The organism is Enterococcus avium ATCC 14025, from assembly GCF_000406965.1.
Lineage (GTDB): Bacteria > Bacillota > Bacilli > Lactobacillales > Enterococcaceae > Enterococcus_A > Enterococcus_A avium.
Genome location: NZ_KE136367.1, coordinates 270,950 through 289,964 on the forward strand (window position 1 = coordinate 270,950; position 19,015 = coordinate 289,964).

General features: G+C 40.8%; 14 protein-coding genes. 5 read left to right on the forward strand and 9 right to left on the reverse strand.

Going from position 1 to position 19,015, the window contains the following annotated elements; translation table 11 throughout:
• Positions 1–21 precede the first annotated feature (21 nt).
• Genes lacD through pfkB form a run of 4 tightly spaced genes read right to left on the reverse strand, consistent with a single transcriptional unit; the run spans position 22 to position 3,834 of the window.
• The gene (gene lacD / locus OMU_RS20665; RefSeq protein ID WP_016181809.1) at positions 22–996 is read right to left on the reverse strand and encodes a tagatose-bisphosphate aldolase; all 975 of its coding nucleotides are present in this window, start codon (positions 994–996) and stop codon (positions 22–24) included.
• Positions 993–1,451: a fructose PTS transporter subunit IIA gene (locus OMU_RS20670; RefSeq protein ID WP_016181810.1), complete on the reverse strand. Its 459-nt coding sequence runs from the start codon at positions 1,449–1,451 to the stop codon at positions 993–995. Before OMU_RS20670 ends, lacD begins: the two co-directional genes overlap by 4 nt.
• 11 nt (positions 1,452–1,462) lie before the next feature.
• A complete protein-coding gene (locus OMU_RS20675) occupies positions 1,463–2,902 on the reverse strand; it encodes a PTS fructose transporter subunit IIC (RefSeq protein WP_016181811.1) in 1,440 nt (479 codons plus the stop codon).
• A complete protein-coding gene (gene pfkB, locus OMU_RS20680; protein WP_016181812.1) occupies positions 2,884–3,834 on the reverse strand; it encodes a 1-phosphofructokinase in 951 nt (316 codons plus the stop codon). Before pfkB ends, OMU_RS20675 begins: the two co-directional genes overlap by 19 nt.
• A gap of 145 nt (positions 3,835–3,979) precedes the next feature.
• Between pfkB and OMU_RS20685 the strand changes: the two genes are divergently transcribed.
• Complete coding sequence (locus tag OMU_RS20685) at positions 3,980–4,729, forward strand: MurR/RpiR family transcriptional regulator (RefSeq protein WP_016181813.1); 750 nt, start codon at positions 3,980–3,982, stop codon at positions 4,727–4,729.
• A 104-nt stretch (positions 4,730–4,833) separates the two neighbouring features.
• Here the strand turns inward: OMU_RS20685 and OMU_RS20690 are convergent, their stop codons facing one another.
• Positions 4,834–5,301 carry a Dps family protein gene (locus OMU_RS20690; protein WP_016181814.1) on the reverse strand — a complete coding sequence of 156 codons (468 nt, stop codon included), beginning with the start codon at positions 5,299–5,301 and terminating at the stop codon, positions 4,834–4,836.
• Between the two features lie 198 nt (positions 5,302–5,499).
• Between OMU_RS20690 and OMU_RS24125 the strand changes: the two genes are divergently transcribed.
• Positions 5,500–6,102 carry a prepilin peptidase gene (locus tag OMU_RS24125; RefSeq protein WP_071879955.1) on the forward strand — a complete coding sequence of 201 codons (603 nt, stop codon included), beginning with the start codon at positions 5,500–5,502 and terminating at the stop codon, positions 6,100–6,102.
• Here the strand turns inward: OMU_RS24125 and msrA are convergent.
• The 4 genes from msrA to rpoB form a co-directional block, all read right to left on the reverse strand.
• Positions 6,099–6,623: a peptide-methionine (S)-S-oxide reductase MsrA gene (msrA, locus tag OMU_RS20700; RefSeq protein ID WP_016181815.1), complete on the reverse strand. Its 525-nt coding sequence runs from the start codon at positions 6,621–6,623 to the stop codon at positions 6,099–6,101. The genes OMU_RS24125 and msrA overlap by 4 nt on opposite strands.
• Before the next feature lie 130 nt (positions 6,624–6,753).
• Positions 6,754–7,854, reverse strand: coding sequence for an LCP family glycopolymer transferase (locus tag OMU_RS20705; protein ID WP_016181816.1), 1,101 nt, complete (start codon positions 7,852–7,854; stop codon positions 6,754–6,756).
• A 214-nt stretch (positions 7,855–8,068) separates the two neighbouring features.
• Positions 8,069–11,722: a DNA-directed RNA polymerase subunit beta' gene (rpoC, locus tag OMU_RS20710; RefSeq protein ID WP_016181817.1), complete on the reverse strand. Its 3,654-nt coding sequence runs from the start codon at positions 11,720–11,722 to the stop codon at positions 8,069–8,071.
• 159 nt (positions 11,723–11,881) lie between these two features.
• Positions 11,882–15,496, reverse strand: a complete 3,615-nt coding sequence (rpoB, locus tag OMU_RS20715; protein WP_016181818.1) for a DNA-directed RNA polymerase subunit beta — start codon at positions 15,494–15,496, stop codon at positions 11,882–11,884.
• A gap of 743 nt (positions 15,497–16,239) precedes the next feature.
• Here rpoB and OMU_RS20720 point away from each other — a divergent pair.
• From OMU_RS20720 to OMU_RS20730, 3 genes are read left to right on the forward strand one after another with little or no spacing between them, the layout of a single operon-like run.
• Positions 16,240–17,208 (forward strand): ABC transporter substrate-binding protein, encoded by a 969-nt coding sequence (locus OMU_RS20720; RefSeq protein ID WP_016181819.1) that lies wholly within the window; start codon positions 16,240–16,242, stop codon positions 17,206–17,208.
• A gap of 44 nt (positions 17,209–17,252) precedes the next feature.
• Positions 17,253–18,173 (forward strand): ABC transporter permease, encoded by a 921-nt coding sequence (locus OMU_RS20725; RefSeq protein ID WP_016181820.1) that lies wholly within the window; start codon positions 17,253–17,255, stop codon positions 18,171–18,173.
• Positions 18,151–18,954: an ABC transporter ATP-binding protein gene (locus OMU_RS20730; protein WP_016181821.1), complete on the forward strand. Its 804-nt coding sequence runs from the start codon at positions 18,151–18,153 to the stop codon at positions 18,952–18,954. The genes OMU_RS20725 and OMU_RS20730 overlap by 23 nt, the downstream gene beginning before the upstream one ends.
• The last annotated feature ends 61 nt before the right edge of the window (positions 18,955–19,015 follow it).

Genomic DNA, 19,015 nt, shown 5'->3' on the forward strand with positions numbered 1-19,015 from the left:
CGCAATGGACAGTCCTTTTGCTTATGCCTTTGTATAAACCGAGGTTGCAGTTTCTTTTAAAACCTCATTTAATTCTATGATATTTTGTTTCCCTTGTTCAGATAACCAAGCAATTGCCTTTTCTTCGCTCTCTTTCACAAATGGTTCGACGCCATTCGCCCAGGTTGCTCTGCCGCATAATACGCCATTAAAGGTTGAACCTGACTGCTTCGCAAAACGTAACGTTTCCTGAAACAACTCGGCACTAACACCAGCGCTCAAGAAAATGAATGGCAACTCGGTTGCATCAGATTGTTCTTTAAAATACGCCGCTGCTTCTGCTTGTGTATAGCAGACTGTTTCGCCAAACCCTTCAACAAAATTCATATTTACCGGCACTTCCACTTTCAACACATCAACCTGATAACGTTCCTGTGAAAATTCCTGCATCGCGCCAATCACCTTACGTGGTTTTACTTGAGCATACTCCTGGGAAGTCGCGTCTGCGATCTCTGCATCATAAGAAACAATCTCCAAGAAAAATGGAATACCTTCTGCTGTACATTCTGAGCCGATTCGTTCCATGTACGCACGTTTTTGTTCATTGATCTCTTCTGGTTCATCCACGTCATAATAGAGTAAGAACTTACAAGCATCTGCCCCAGCCTCTTTCAAACGTCTCACTGACCAAACATTCAATACATCAGGCAAGCGCCCCGGTGTTGTCGCATCGTAGCCAGTTTTTTCATAAGCCAGAAGCAAACCGCATTCGGCGTCGCGCACCTCTGCTGCTGGCAACCCGTATTCCGGATCCAATAAGATCGCTGAAGCATAAGGCGTGAGCTGTTGAGAAACCAACTCTTTGAATTTGATTACATCATCCGTTGTCGCTTCCTTATAGTTACCGATCATTTTCTTCAAAGCGCCCCGCTGATCAATCGCCAAAGCCCCGATAACACCATTCTCATTCGTTAGCTGATCGAGATATTTTTTCTTTCCTGCACTGATTGTCTTCATTCATTTTCACCTATTTTTTCATTTAGTAGTGTCGCAATTTCCGCTTTTGATTGCGCAGCTTTTAGTTTTTCAGTCACTTCATTGCGCATCAATAATCGTGCAACCGCGGATAATAATTTCAAGTGTGTGGTCCCTGCTTCTGTGTCTGGAATAAATAGCGCAATAATAAAGTCGATCAATTGTCCATCTAAACTATTCCATTCAATTCCTTTATTTAAGGTAACAATGAGAATGCTTGGCTCGCTGATCGATTGATCTTTCGCATGTGGAATGGCAAAGCCGTCCATCATTCCGGTAGTACCTTCGTTCTCTCTTTCCACCAGTCTTTGATAAACGTGCTTCTCATCTGCTGAGATCCCCGTCTCTACCGCTTGCTTGGCTAAAAATTCAAAGACTTCTTTTTGTGTCGTCAAAGTCTGATCTAAAAATATTTTCTCTTCTTGAATGATTCCCATTACGTACTCCTTTACTTGGCCACTGCTGATTTTTCTACCTGTTCTGCCGCTTGCTTTTCTTTTTTTGCTACACTGCTCTTTTGAATCAGGCCTAAGATCACACCGCCGACAAGCGCACCAATCAAAATCGAAGCGACCCACTGAATTTTCCCTGTAACAACTGGCAACACTAAGAATCCACCATGAGGTGCAGGCACTTGAACACCAAACATATAGGTAAGAACAGCGGCAATCGAAGAACCTAGCATCATCGTAGGTAATACACGAATCGGATCTTTTGCGGCAAAAGGAATTGCCCCTTCGGTAATATGTGTAGAACCTAAGATAAAGTTAACTAATCCGGCATTACGATCATTTGTATCAAAATATTTTCCAAAGAATAATGTCGCGAAGCCTGTAATCAACGGTGGCGCGATACAAGCTGCTGACACACCAGCCATGAAAGTCGTATTGCCTTGCGCTAATAACGCCGTTCCCGTAACATACGCTGCTTTATTGACCGGTCCTCCCATATCAAAGGCACACATACAGCCGACGATCACACCAAGAATTAACGGATTAGAATTTTCAAAGCCGGCTAAGAAGCTCATCATACCTTCATTGACAGCCTTCATCGGATCAGCTAATAGCGACATGATAATACCAATTACTGCAACTCCGATCACTGGATATAAGAAGATTGCTTTTAAGCCATCCAGTTGTTTTGGTAAGCCTGCCATCACTTTTTGCAGAAGTAAGATCAAGTAACCCGCAAGAAAACCTGCCAGAATTCCGCCTAGGAACCCGGTCCCTCCATTAGTTGCGACAATTCCACCGACAAAACCGACTACTAACCCCGGTCGTTTAGCGATTCCTTCCGCGATATAAGCAGCTAAAACAGGAACCATCATTCCCATTGCTGCATCACCGACACTTTTTAGCATCGCGGCCGTCGCATTATATTGTGCATTCTCTGGATCGAAGGAATAAATTCCCCAAACAGCAAATGAGATTGCGATCAAAACACCGCCTGCCACTACGAAAGGAAGCATGTGGGAAACACCATTCATCAAATTTTTATAAATGCTGCGACCGAAACTTGTGTTAGATCCCGTCTCTTCTTCTAAAGCGTCCACTGCTTGATTTTCTGCTGCTACTGAGCCTTTTCCAGCCAAAGCGTCATCAATTAAACGTTCCGCATCTTTGATTCCGGTACTAACCGACACATCAATAATTCGTTTCCCGGCAAATCGTTCTGGATGAACATCTTTGTCTGCCGCGATAATAACGGCTTCTGCATGCTTGATTTCTTCAGCAGTCAGTTCATTTTCAATCCCAATCTGACCATGGGTTTCGACTTTGATGGTCACGCCTTTTTTCTTAGCCGCTTGTTCCAATGCTTCTTGCGCCATATACGTGTGAGCAATACCTGTCGGACAACCTGTTGCTGCGATTAATTGATAATTTCCCATGTTTTTAACCCCTCTTCTTTGACTTCAATTTGTTTACTTAGTTCTTTTACATCCGAAAAATCAGTCAGCCCCTTGCGAAATGCAGTAGAACTTCCTGCGGCTAAACTTTTGCGTAACGTCTCTTCCAGCGGCTGCTCCGTTAAATAACCAGCCAAAAAGGTTCCTAATAATGTATCTCCGGCACAAGCTGTGTTGACTACTTTTCCTATTGGCGAATTCCCACGAATAATCTTAGTCTGACTGAAAAAAATTGCTCCTCCACTGCCAAGTGATAGCAGCACATTTTGCGCTCCTGCTTTTATCAATTGCTGTCCATAAAATAAATAGGCTTCTTCTGAATCAATAATTTCGCCAAACCATGAAGCTAGCTCCTCTTCGTTTGGCTTCAGTAGAAAGGGGTGGTAGGGCAAACAGTCCATGATCTCCTTGTAGCTGCTATCAATGATCAGATGAACATCACGTTCTTGACAAATCCGACTAATATCGACTAATATTGTCGATTCAATCCCCCTCGGCAAACTTCCCGAGATACAGAGATAATCTTCAGCCTGCAAGTTTCTAATTTGATCCAAAAAAACTTCAACCTTTTCCTGCGGTATTTCTGGACCTTGATTGACTAATTTGTATTCCTCCTTTGTTTGATTGACTTGAGTAAACACATTGATCCGTGTCATCCCAGGAACTTCAATAAAATCAGTGCTGATCTCCTTTTCCTGTAAATAATCTTCTATATAATTCCCAGTAAACCCAGCACGAAAACCTAGTGCGGTCGTATCAACTCCCAGCATTTTTAGGATCAGTGAAACGTTGACTCCTTTTCCATTTGCTTGGATATCATCATCCTTTGTTCGGTTTACAGTAAAAGGCTCCATAGTATCTGTTTCAATAAATAGATCGATTGCTAAATTCAAGGTACAAGTGTAAATGGACATAAGTGACGACCTCCTTGATCTTATTATGAGGCAGTCATAGACGAAAAGGTTTTCATATTCTAAGCTAATGACTGAAAAGCTTTACATCTTTTAATTACTCGTGATACCTTTAACTCGTGATAATTGAAAGAAGGTTAATGAAGCAATGGATCATAAATTGAGCGAAACAGAACAATACCTTTGGGATTACATTGAAAGTCACATTCTCGATATTCCCAACTACTCGATCGTCAAACTTAGTGAACAGGCCAATGTTTCTACGGCTACGATTGTTCGCACAATGAAAAAGAAAGGCTATGAAGGATTCACTGCCTTTAAACATCATCTAAAGGAACAAGAAAATAAAAATATCAATTTCTCTTCATTAGATAAAGTCGATAAAGGGATTCGACGAGCTATTCTAAAGAATGAACAGGAAGTCGTCCGAACCATCAATATGATAGAAATTGGCAATATTGAAGATGCCATCCAAAAAATCAAATTCGCGGAACGAGTAATCATCTTTGCTCGAGGATTCTCAGAGATGATCGGACAGGAAATGATGGTGAAGTTTCAATTGACGGGGAAGAATTGTCAAATGCATAACGACCCAGAGATCATCAAAAATATCAGTCGAAAACTAACCAAGCGAGATATTGTCATTTTCATTTCATTAAATGGAGAGACAAAAGAACTCGTCGTCGCCGCCAAAAATTGTTACGAGTTCGAAATCGGTTCAATTTTATTAACCGCCAACAATGCCTCCAGTCTAATGAACTATTGCGAGATTGCTTTGGTCGGCTTCAAGTCTGAAGGATCTTATTTTCCTGATTATGAAGTTCGATCAAGGCTCCCCTTACAAATCATCGCGAGAATTTTATTGGATTCCTATGCTTTACGAGTTGCGGATAGTTAATATGCAACAACATATGTTCAAATAAAATGAATTAATTTAGTAAAAAGAATTTAAGCAACAGAAAAGGCACACATCATTAATGATGTGTGCCTTTTCTGAACGAATTAAGCATCGATTTCTGGTGCTTTTCCTAAATGAGCTTGGATCATCCAAATGCGTTTTTCAGTGGCTGTTTTGAATTCGATGAAGATATCTTGTGTTGGATCATCGCCTTCTTCGCCAGTAACGTCAATCCCTTTTTGATAAAGATCAGCCAAGTAACGATAGTTCTTAACAAGAATTGCTAACCGTTCTTCCATCGTACGATCCCAGCGTCCTACTTCATCAGAAATTTTTGTATTATCTGCCATTTCGCGTAATGTTGAATAAGGTGAGCCATCTAATGTAATCAAGCGTTCTGAGATCTCATCCAATTGATCATTTACATCATCCATAAAATCATCCATCATTGGGTGCAATGTCAAGAAGCCAGGGCCGCGCATATACCAATGAGTTTGGTGAATGACCATAGACATTTGACTTAAATCGGCAACTAATTGGTTCAATACTTCTTTGGTTTTCTCAAATTTCATTCCTTTGTACCTCCTAATTTTTACTCTAATAAAAGCATAATACAATTATGATAAAAGTACAAAGAAAATGCTGGTAAAGTGCTTTTTTTTCGTATCTTATTGAAAAAGGAGGTGAGAACAATCGTAAATTTCATTTTTGGTACAATTATTGGCTCATTTTTAGCTGTCGTTTGTGTTCGCATTCCTTGAAATGAGTCTTTGATTTATCCGCCTTCACATTGTGATCATTGCGGTCACCCGCTTCGAGCGATTGAACTGATTCCGCTACTCTCAGCTTTGAAGCAAAGATTCCATTGTACTCACTGTCAGCAAAGATTCTCTGCGCGAAGTTTTTGGTTAGAATTATTTTGCGGGATTCTCTTTGTAATTTTTTTACAGGATTTAGATTGGAAAAGCCTATGGCAAGTATTCTGGTTATTGAGCTCCCTTGTTTTAGCCGTAATCGACTGGGATCATATGATTGTCGAGATGAGAATTTTTGGGGGAACGGGAGTGATTTTATTAATTAGCGGAGCGGTTCTATTTCATCCGCATTGGTTCCAACCATTAATTGTTTGCGGAGTATTTTTCTTCAGTCAAAAAATACTCCCAGACAGTTTAGGTCTGGGAGATCTTTGGGTAATTGGATTATGGAGTTTCTTTTTATCTTGGTATGAATTGTTACAGGTCCTATTTATCGCTTCACTCAGTGGTTTGATTTTTTTCGGTTATCAGACCTTGCGTAAAAAGATTCCTGAACAGCTGCCGTTTTTACCCTTCTTATTTATCGGCCTTCTATTATTCCTGCTAAAAAACCGTTAAGCGTTCCAATGATTACGGATAAAGCCCTTACGTCCCGAACCTTCACTGTAAGCATCGTAGTGTTCGGGATTTTTTCGATAAAAATCCTGATGATACGCTTCAGCAGGATAAAAGGCTTGAGCCGGTTCAATCGATGTTACGATTGGTTCTTTGAAACGACCGCTGGCTTGTAGTCGTTCCTTCGAAGCTTCCGCCACTTCTTTTTGTTCTGGAGTAGCATAATAAATTACCGGCCGATAGGAATCTCCCCGATCCGCAAATTGACCAAAGGCATCTGTAGGATCGGTTTGCTGCCAATAGATTTCTACCAGCTGCTGATAAGAAATCACCGCTGGATCAAATGTAATTTCTACGGCTTCCGTATGGCCTGTCGTACCACTGCAAACTTCTTCATAGGTTGGATTTGGTACATGTCCGCCTGTGTAACCGGAAATAACTTGCTTGATACCAGGCATCTGGTCAAATGGTTTCACCATACACCAAAAACAGCCTCCAGCAAAAATTGCTTTTTCTTCTGCCATAAAATATGCCTCCTTTTGATCTCATCATAACCCTTTTTAGAAAAATTGAAATGAATCTGCTCAGACACTCGTAAAAAAAAGAGAATGTCCCAGATTATTGAGTCATTCCCATAAATAGTATTTCGCTTTTTTAATAATTATCCGTATCAATCGGATAAATTATTTTTCCGTAACCAGTATAATCATAATGCGTTCCAGCACTAATTTTATCCACACTGCTGTCATCAAAGAATAATTGATTGTCGTCATCTTTATCAAGGTTCGGTAATTTTTTCTTTGTAGGCAATCCGAGCTGCTTCTTCACGATATTTTGTTCCTCTAACAGATTATTCAATCCCAAAATTTGGAAATAAATATCACTGATCATCTCGCCCTGGCCTTCTAGCTGTGTCTGTTGGATGTTCTTTGCAGCAGGTGTGTAATCTGTTGCGATCGTCAGCATCTCACTCCAGCTCAAATCGGTCTTTACATAATCTTCCACTGCACGCAAATATTTTTTATACTTTGTGACAGAGTCAACAGAAAGAATTTTATGAATGATCTTAGATAAAATTTCTCGTTGCCTTGCCTGTCTGCCCACGTCACCTTTTGGGTCCTCGTGGCGCATCCGCACATATTCTAATGCGTGTCTGCCATCTAGAACCTGCTTTCCCTTTTTGACATGCACACCGTCCAAAGTAAAATCAATCTTGTTGTCGACCTCAATTCCGCCAACCGCATCAACTAATGTTTTTAGCCCCTTCATATTGATCTCAACATAATAATCAACAGGAACATCTAGCATTTCTTGAACACTTTCGATCGCCATCTTAGTACCACCTAGTGAATAGGCCGCATTCAATTTATCATAATAGGTATCGCCCTTCGCGACATAATTATTCTTGTCACCTTTATACCCAACAATCTGAGTATAAATATCGCGATCCAAACTTGTCATTAGCGTTTGTTTTTTCTTAGGATTAATAGTAACTAACATCATGGAATCCGAGCGTCCTTGATAGTTCCGCCCTTTATCACCTGTATCTGTTCCCATTAGTAAAATAGAGAATGGTTCCCCGCTTTTTAAATCGACCTTATCCGAACGTGTACTTTTATAATTGACTTTTTTAGTCATTTTATTGATTGCTTGATCAACATCATTATTCACTTTTAATAAATAGACAGTCGCCGTTCCAACAAGTAGCACGATGATTCCCACGACAATCAAGATAATTTTCTTTGCTCTGCTCATATGGCACCTCAGAAATTTTATATCCCTATATTTTTTGTCATTCTCTCATAAAATGACTTTTGGCAATAGTCTTTATACAGCGCTCTAAACGAAATTTAACATCTGTTCAACGTGAGCCTGCTTATTTGCCAGATACCTTTTTATAATAGCCTGAAAATAAAAAGACCACAAGATTCTTTTTCAGAATCTTGTGGTCTTTTAAAGCCAGAATTTTCTAGCCTAATGGATTATTCAAAGCGTCTTCAGCTGCCATTTGCGCTTCAATATCAGAGATACTGTAGACATTTTCGCTAGCTACAACAACTTCCTTTGGTTCCATGTTACGGTAAGTTGACATACCTGTACCAGCAGGAATGATTTTACCGATGATAACATTTTCCTTCAATCCAAGTAATGGATCTTTCTTACCGCGGATCGCAGCATCCGTCAAGACACGAGTTGTTTCTTGGAATGATGCGGCAGATAAGAAGCTGTTTGTTTCTAATGAAGCTTTTGTAATACCAAGCAAGACTGGACGAGATGTCGCAGGTGTGCCACCAGCAACCAATGTATTGTAGTTTTGATCTTTAAAGTCAGCAATATCAAGCAATGTACCTGGCAAGATATCTGTGTCACCTGGGTCCATAACACGGACTTTACGCAACATTTGACGAACCATTACTTCAATATGTTTATCGCCGATCTCTACCCCTTGCATCCGGTAAACACGTTGAACTTCACGCAACAGGTATGTTTCAACGGAGATTACATCGCGTACTTGCAATAAGTGTTTAGGATCAATTGATCCTTCTGTTAATTGCGCACCACGATGAACCATATCACCTTCGACAACTTTCATGCGAGCAGTGTAAGGTACCGTATACGTACGAGTATCCGTTTCACCTTTGACGGTAACTTCTTTCGTACGAGTCGCAGCATCTTCAGCAATCTCAACGACTTCACCAGTAACTTCAGTAATAACCGCCAAACCTTTAGGATTACGTGCTTCGAAGATTTCTTGGACACGAGGAAGACCTTGTGTAATATCATCTCCAGCAACCCCACCGGTATGGAATGTACGCATAGTTAACTGAGTACCAGGTTCACCGATTGATTGAGCAGCAATAGTACCAACCGCTTCGCCGACTTCAACGTCATCACCAGTTGCCAAGTTGCGTCCATAACAATGTTTACATACACCATGTTTTGTATTACATGTGAAGACTGAACGAATCGTTAATTTCTCAACGCCAGCATCAATAATACGTTTCGCATCTGCTTCGCTGATCAGTGCATCAGCAGGCAATAGAACTTCACCAGTTTCAGGATGCATCACGGATTTTTGCGTATAACGTCCGACTAGACGTTCTTCTAATGATTCGATGATTTCATTACCTTCACGAATCGCAGAGATTTCTAGACCGCGATCAGTACCACAATCTTCTTCACGTACGATAACATCTTGGGCAACGTCTACCAAACGACGAGTCAAGTAACCTGAATCGGCTGTCTTCAAGGCCGTATCAGTCATACCTTTACGAGCCCCGTGAGTCGAGATAAACATTTCCAAGACAGATAGACCTTCACGGAAGTTCGAGATGATCGGCAATTCCATGATTTGTCCATTCGGAGCGGCCATCAAACCACGCATCCCAGCAAGCTGAGTAAAGTTGGAGATATTACCACGGGCTCCAGAATCAGACATCATGAAGATTGGGTTCTTCGCATCTAAGGATTCCATTAGTCGTTGTTGAATTTCATCTTTGGCTGCATTCCAAACAGCGATAACACGTTCATAACGTTCATCGTCCGTGATCAAACCACGTCGGAATTGTTTTGTGATCGTGCCAACTTGTTTGTGAGCATTGTCGATGATTTCTTGTTTTTCTGCTAACGCCATGATATCGGCAATACCAACGGTCATACCAGCATGGGTTGAGTGTTTATATCCTAAGTCTTTCATGCGGTCAAGCATCATTGACGTATCAGTAACTTTGAAACGCTTGAAGACTTCCGCGATAATGTTTCCAAGATTTTTCTTCTTAAATGGCAAGATGATTTCTTGTTCTTTGATCGCTGCAGGAATATCGGCACCTTTTTCGACAAAATATTTGTCAGGTGTATGTTGTGTTAAGTTGAAATCAGTTGGTTCGTTCAAATAAGGGAATTCTTGCGGCATAATCTCGTTGAAAATAATTTTCCCAACAGTTGTGATCAGCATGCGTTCTTTTTGTTCTTCAGTAAATGGCTTGTCGCCCAATGTATTAGGGTCAACAGCCACACGTGAATGTAAGTGAACATAGCCATTACGCCATGCTAAAACAGCTTCATTCATGTCACGGAAGATCATTCCTTCACCTTCGCGGCCTTCTTCTTCCATTGTTAGGTAGTAGTTACCTAAGACCATATCTTGAGATGGTGTAACAACGGGTTTTCCATCTTTAGGGTTCAAGATATGCGTTGCAGCAAGCATCAGCATACGAGCTTCGGCTTGTGCTTCTTCACCTAAAGGTAAATGGACAGCCATTTGGTCCCCATCGAAATCGGCATTGTAAGCTTCACACACTAATGGGTGAAGACGGATTGCACGACCTTCAACTAGGATTGGTTCGAATGCTTGGATACCTAATCTGTGAAGCGTAGGTGCCCGGTTAAGTAAAACTGGATGTTCTTTGATAACTTCTTCTAAGACATCCCATACAACGTCTTCTTGACGTTCGATTTTACGTTTCGCATTTTTGATATTTGAAGCAATTTCACGTTGAACGAGTTCTTTCATTACAAATGGTTTGAACAATTCGATCGCCATTTCTTTTGGCAGACCACATTGATACATCTTCAAGAAAGGTCCAACAACGATAACTGAACGGGCAGAGTAGTCCACACGTTTACCCAGCAAGTTTTGACGGAAACGACCTTGTTTCCCCTTCAACATGTGAGACAAAGATTTCAATGGACGATTACCTGGTCCAGTAACTGGACGGCCACGACGACCATTATCAATCAGTGCATCTACCGCTTCTTGCAGCATACGTTTTTCATTTTGAACGATGATGTTTGGTGCATTCAAATCTAATAAACGTTTCAAACGATTATTACGGTTGATTACACGACGATACAAATCATTTAAGTCAGAAGTCGCAAAACGACCACCTTCTAATTGAACCATCGGACGTAGATCTGGCGGAATGACAGGAATAACATCCATAACCATCCAACCTGGTTGGTTACCAGAAGAACGGAACGCTTCTAAGACATCCAGACGACGAATAGCACGTGTCCGTTTTTGTCCTTGCGCTGTTTTCAACTCTTCTTTTAATTCCGCTGATTCACCATCTAGATCTACATGATCTAATAATTGTTTGATGGCTTCCGCACCCATTGCTGCGTGAAATTCTTGACCATATTGATCCCGTTTTTCACGGTATTCACGTTCAGTCAGTAATTGTTTCTTCTCTAGGCTTGTATTACCTGGATCGATTACGACATACGATGCAAAGTAGATGATTTCTTCTAACGCACGCGGACTCATGTCTAACACAAGACCCATTCGAGAAGGAATTCCTTTGAAATACCAGATATGTGTTACGGGAGCTGCTAGTTCAATGTGACCCATGCGTTCACGACGGACTTTTGAACGTGTGACTTCAACACCACAACGGTCACAGACAATCCCTTTATAACGGATTCGTTTGTATTTCCCGCAGGCACATTCCCAGTCTTTGGTTGGCCCAAAAATTCTTTCATCGAATAACCCTTCGCGTTCAGGTTTCAATGTACGATAGTTAATGGTTTCCGGTTTTTTTACTTCACCGTATGACCAGCTTCTGATTTTTTCAGGAGAAGCCAAACCTATTTGCATACTTTCGAATTTATTTACATCGATCAAAAGGGTTTCCCTCCATTTCATTTTATCGTAAGTCAGCTAGGGAGTAGCTGACTTACGTATGCATAAACGGCGTTCCAGAAGTAGCTGCTTCGGAAATAAGTCTAAATTCCATAAAGCTAAACACTTCTGATACAACCTCTTCAGACAAGTGCGACTCTCTTATAAGTCTTCTGCAGTTTCGATTTCTTGGATCAAATCAGATTTTTGTTCCGCTTTTTCAGCAGCTGCTTGCTCTTCGACTTCTTTTGCAGACTGTTGTTGTTCTGCATATTTCGTCAACGCGTCAACTGTGATCAAGTCATCATCATCATCGTCCATATCTCGCAACTCAATTTCTTTATCATTAATATCTAAGACTTGCATATCTAAACCAAGAGCTTGTAATTCTTTCACCAATACGCGGAAAGATTCAGGCACACCTGGTTTTGGAATAGGTTCACCTTTGACGATGGCTTCGTAAGTTTTCACACGACCAACGACATCATCTGATTTGTAAGTCAAGATTTCTTGTAAGGTATAAGCAGCACCATAAGCTTCCAGTGCCCAAACTTCCATTTCCCCGAAACGTTGTCCACCAAATTGAGCTTTACCACCTAATGGCTGTTGCGTAACAAGAGAGTAAGGTCCAATTGAACGAGCATGCAATTTATCATCGACCATGTGGGCCAATTTAATCATGTACATAACGCCGACAGAAATACGGTTATCGAATGGTTCGCCCGTACGTCCATCATAAAGAACGGTCTTAGCATCTGCTGCCATACGAGCTTCACGAACTGTTTCCCAAACATCGCTATCTTGCGCACCATCGAAGACTGGTGTCGCAACATGGATACCTAGTTGGCGAGCCGCCATTCCCAAGTGTAATTCCAACACTTGTCCGATGTTCATCCGAGATGGCACACCTAATGGGTTCAACATGATATCAACTGGCGTACCGTCTGGTAAGAAAGGCATGTCTTCTTCTGGCATAATGCGAGAAACGACCCCTTTATTTCCGTGACGGCCGGCCATTTTATCCCCTTCATGAATCTTACGTTTTTGCACGATGTACACGCGCACTAACATATTTACACCTGGAGATAATTCATCGCCTGCTTCACGAGTAAAGATCTTCACATCGTGAACGATCCCGCCGCCACCATGCGGTACACGAAGAGATGTATCACGAACTTCACGAGCCTTTTCACCAAAGATCGCATGCAACAAACGTTCTTCAGCTGATAATTCTGTTACCCCTTTAGGAGTGACTTTACCAACTAATAAATCACCATCATGAACTTCAGCACCAATACGGATGATACCCATTTCGTCCAAGTTCTTTAATGCGTCTTCCCCAACGTTCGGGATTTCGCGAGTGATTTCTTCAGGCCCTAATTTTGTATCACGTGCTTCTGATTCATATTCTTCAATATGGATCGAAGTATAAACATCATCTTTCACCAAACGACGGCTCATGATGATCGCATCTTCATAGTTGTACCCTTCCCAAGTCATGAAGGCTACGACGACGTTTTGACCTAATGCCAATTCGCCATTTTCCATTGAAGGTCCGTCAGCTAAGATGTCGCCGACTTCAACTTGTTCACCTAAACCAACTAAAGGACGTTGATTGTAGCTAGTTCCTGAGTTTGAACGACGGAATTTCGTGATGTCGTATTTATCTAATGCGCCATTGTCGCGACGTACACGTACTTCGTGCGCATCTACGAATTCAACGACACCATCGTTTTTACATAATAAAGCGGCACCTGAGTCATGAGCTGCTTTGTATTCCATACCAGTACCCACCCATGGAGAACGTGGTTGGATCAATGGTACTGCTTGACGCTGCATGTTGGCACCCATCAAGGCACGGTTGGAGTCATCGTTTTCCAAGAATGGAATACAAGCTGTTGCGACTGCGACAACCTGTTTCGGTGACACGTCCATGTAGTCAACTTTATCAATCGTAACTTCCAAGTTTTCTGATGTAGCACGAGCCATAACGACTTCTTCAGCAAATGTACCGTCATCGTTCAACTTGCTATTTGCTTGGGCTACTACGTAATGGTCCTCGATATCGGCTGTTAAGTAATCGATTTTATCCGTTACTTTACCAGTTGAACGATCCACACGACGGTAAGGTGTTTCGATGAAACCAAACTTATTGACCTTCGCATAAGATGCCAAGCTGTTGATCAACCCGATGTTTGGACCTTCGGGAGTTTCAATCGGACACATACGACCATAGTGAGAATAGTGAACGTCTCGGACTTCATAACCAGCACGGTCACGAGTCAAACCACCAGGTCCTAAGGCTGATAAACGGCGTTTGTGGGTCAATTCGCCTAGAGGATTCGTTTGATCCATGAACTGTGACAACTGAGAAGAACCAAAGAATTCTTTGATACTTGCAACAACTGGACGAATATTGATCAATTGCTGCGGTGTCAATGTTTCTTGGTCTTGAATTGACATACGCTCACGAACAACACGTTCCATACGAGCTAAACCAATACGGAATTGATTTTGCAATAATTCACCAACTGAACGGATACGACGATTTCCTAAATGGTCGATATCGTCGACATTGCCAATACCTTCCATTAAGTTCAAGAAATAGCTCATTGAAGCGATGATGTCAGCAGGACGAACTGTACGTACTGAAGAGTCAGGATACGCATTACCAATCACTGTTACTTCACGTTCTGGATCTTTTGGTGAAAAGACTTTGATCACTTGAACGGTCATAGGATCAGTTACAACTGCATCCTCAGATGGATAGTAAGTAACTGAATTTAAGCCGCCTTCAAGTTTTGGTCCCAATTCTTCCATCACTTGGTGAGTAAGAACAGTTCCTTTTTCAACAATGATTTCACCTGTTTCAGCATCAACCAATGTCTCAGCTAAAGTTAAGTTCAATAGACGTGTTTTAAGGTCTAATTTTTTATTTACTTTGTAACGACCAACATTTGCTAGATCGTAACGTTTTGGATCGAAGAAACGCGCAGTTAGCAAGCTACGAGAGCTATCAGCTGTTTTTGGTTCACCAGGACGTAAACGTTCGTAAACATCTTTCAAACCTTCTTCGGTACGAGAATCGCTTGGGTTTTTGTGCAAATCCTTTTCGATCGTATTGCGCAAAGATTCGCTTTCGCCAAAGATTTCAAAAATCGTATCATCAGAACCAAATCCTAAAGCACGAACTAATGTCGTTAAAGGAATTTTACGTGTACGGTCAATACGAACATATGAGATATCCTTTGCGTCTGTTTCCATTTCTAACCATGCGCCACGGTTAGGAATTACAGTTGAACCAAATCCTTCTTTTCCGTTTTTGTCCACTTTTCCGTGGAAATAAACGCCAGGAGAACGAACTAATTGAGATACGATAACCCGTTCCGCTCCATTGATGATAAAGGTTCCTTGTTCCGTCATTAATGGGAAATCGCCAAAGAATACTTCTTGAGATTTGATTTCACCAGTTTCGCGGTTTACTAAACGTAAGACAACATGTAATGGCGCAGAATAGTTTGCATCGTGTGAACGAGCCTCTGCAACCGTGTATTTAGGTTCTTTCAATTCATAGTCAACAAATTCAAGTGACAAGTTTCCATTAAAGTCTTCAATTGGCAAAATGTCTTCAAACATCTCTCGCAAGCCCTCATCTAGGAACCATTGATAAGAATCTGTTTGAATTTCGATCAAATTCGGTAATTCCAACACTTCACTGATTCGTGCGAAGCTTCTACGTTCTCGGTGTTTCCCGTATTTTACTACGTGTCCAGCCAAGTTCTTCACCCCTCTTAAAAGTTTGAAAACCGATCCGAAGATAAATTACAATAATGTTACAAAAATTAAATTAGTGTAACAAGCGACATTTTTTGCGGCTTTTAGGCAAAAAAAAACCAAAAATAGAACGTTCTCTTGAAAAATTATTCGCGAGCTTCTACTTTTGTTTCCCTATTAAAAACCGGAACGGACAATATTTCGTTCCTGCCTTTTATCATTTCAGATAGTTTTAGCAAACTCATATAATACATGAGGTAAACATAAAAGTCAATAGTCTCAAGGCTTTGATCAGAGCTTCGCAAGTTTTTCTTAAAACTTTCAGCAACTAATAATTGATTCAATTCGGCTTACATTTTTGAATATTCAGAATATTCGACTATTTATTATTGACATCTCATTTTTCTTAACGTATACTAATCTACATCTTAAACATGTTGGAGGTTGTTCCCATGCTGAATATGAAAAACTCACAACCGAATAACCGCTATTACTTTAGCTATTTTAGATAGGTTTGTATTCATCACGATGGATACAAACAACTTGAGTGTTTTTTGTATCTATGATGGCTAGAGCATTTCGATGTACCAACGGCCGCATAGAGAAATCTAAGTGGCTGAAGAAGTATACTATTTTTGTACTCGTATCACCCACTTGGAGTTTCGATACTTCTAAGCGGGTGATTTTTTTATGAATGAAAAAGGATGGAAATCTAGCTTCACCAGTTAAAAAAAGGAGAGAACATAATGAAAAAGACAGTATTGGCAGGAATTGGATTGGTAAGTTTACTAATATTAGGTGCTTGTGGCGGTGGAAATAAAACAGACGATAATAATAGTACGAAAACAGTAGGCGTCTTACAATTAGTGCAGCATCCATCGTTAGACAATGCCTATGAAGGATTCAAAGAAGGGTTAGAAGAAGGCGGCTACAAAGAAGACGATAATTTAAAAATCGAATACCAAAATGCGCAAAATAATCAGGACAACCTGAAAAGTATGAGTGAGAAATTAGTCAAAGATGAACCAGATTTACTTTTAGGCATTGCTACTCCAGCAGCTCAATCTTTGCTAAACGCCACAACTGAAATTCCGATCACTGTAACTGCCGTGACCGATTTAGAAGAGGCAAAATTAGTTAAAAGTGATAAAAAACCTGGCGGAAACGTAACCGGTACAACAGATATGGTTCCCATCGACAAACAAATTGAACTACTATTATCGATAGTTCCAGATGCAAAATCGATCGGAATCATGTACAACGCTGGCGAAGCCAACTCAAAAATCCAAGCAGATCTTGCTGAAAAAGCTTTGAAAAAGGCTGGCGTTGCTGTAAAAGTCAAGACAGCCAACACTACAAACGATGTACAACAAGTTACTGAATCTTTAGCTGGTGAAACAGATGGCATCTATGTACCTACAGACAATACCTTCGCAAGCGCCGCAGCTGTCATTGGAGATGTTGTTAAAGAAAAGAAAATTCCGTTAGTTGCAGGATCAACAGAACAAATCGATGGCGGTGGTCTGGCAACCGTAGGGATTGACTACAAATCACTAGGCAAACAAACTGGAAAAATGGCTGCAAAAATCTTAGACGGGGACGCAAAACCAGCAGATACTCCGGTAGAATCTGCTGATACCCTAAAATTAGTAGTCAATAAAGAGATGGCAGAAGCTTTGGGAATCGACCCAGACAGCATCAAAGAACCTAAATAAAGGAAATAGTTAAGTCTAGCTTCACAAAGAAAGAAGGAAGAATCATGAATGTTATCACTTTGTTATTATCAGCGACGTCACAAGGTATGCTCTGGTCATTATTAGCCATCGGAGTTTACATGACCTTTCGAATTTTAGATATTGCCGATTTGACCGCCGAAGGAAGCTTTCCTTTAGGCGGAGGAATCGCAGCGATTGGGATCGTTAACGGTATGCATCCAGCAATAGCTACTTTATTGGCATTTGGTGGTGGAATGTTAGCTGGTTTGGTTACAGGTATCTTAAATACAAAATTCAAAATTCCAGCTTTATTGGCAGGGATTATCACCATGACTGGTTTATATTCTGTTACTTCCCGTGTAATGGGGGCTCCAAATATTGCATTATTAGGCGAAAGTACTGTTTTTACAGGAGCTCAAAATCTCGGATTGTCAAAAAATAATGCGGTTATTCTAGTCGGACTCTTAATCGTGTTGCTAGTCATTCTATTATTAGTTTTATTTTTCCGAACGGAGATTGGTTTAGCCGTTCGAGCAACTGGGGATAATCCAGATATGAGTGAGGCCAATGGAATCAAAACCGAAAACATGAAGCTGTTAGGCTACATGATCTCAAACGGAAGCATCGCTCTTTCAGGTGCTTTATTGGCGCAAAACAACGGCTTTGCCGACTTAAATTCAGGAGTTGGTACAATCGTTATCGGTCTCGCTTCAATCATCATCGCAGAAGTTCTGCTCCATAATAAACCGATTTTAGTCCGGCTGATCACGATCGTCGCTGGAGCAATTATTTACCGTTTCATTTTAGCATTAGTATTCGAAATGAACGTCGAGCCAACAGACTCTAAATTGGCTTCAGCGATTGTTCTGGTAATCTGTTTATCATTACCGCAAATTCGATCAAAATTTACCTTAAAATCAAAAAAGAAAGGGGCTGACAACAATGCAACCAGTATTAAGAATTAATAATTTGCATCAATATTTCGAACGTGGAACAGTTAATGAAAATCATGTGCTGCGTGGAATCAATTTGAGTTTAGCCCCTGGTGAATTTGTCACGATTATCGGTGGAAATGGTGCGGGTAAGTCTACCTTGCTAAATAGTGTGGCTGGCACATTACCGATCGAAGAAGGACAAATGTTTTTAAATGAGGAAGATATCACTAAACATTCTGTTACACGTCGCTCAAAAAAAATCAGTCGTGTCTTCCAAGATCCTAAAATGGGTACCGCAGTTCGTCTATCGGTAGAAGAAAATTTAGCATTAGCCATGAAACGCGGTCACAAACGCGGCTTCTCACTAGGTGTAAAAAGTAAAGATCGTAGTTATTTCCAAGAACAATTGGCCATGCTAAATCTGAACTTGGAAAATCGATTAGATGCTGAGATTGGTTTACTATCTGGAGGACAGCGCCAAGCTATCACACTATTAATGGCAACGCTGCAACGCCCTGATCTGATTTTATTAGATGAGCATACAGCAGCACTCGACCCCAAAACTTCATTAACTGTAATGGGACTAACCGAGCGCTTGATTCGTGAGCAAGAATTAACAGCTTTTATGGTAACCCATAATATGGAGGATGCCATCAAATATGGTAATCGTTTAATTATGCTTCATCAGGGACAGATTGCTTTGGACTTGAAACAAGAGGAAAAACAAAATCTGACTGTACCAAAATTGATGGAGCTCTTCCATCAAAACTCCGGTGTCGAATTAAAAGACGATGCCTTGTTACTAAGTTAATACACCCCCTTCTTTCTTGGCAGGCTACTTTTATGTAGCCTGTTTTTTTGTTACACTGAGC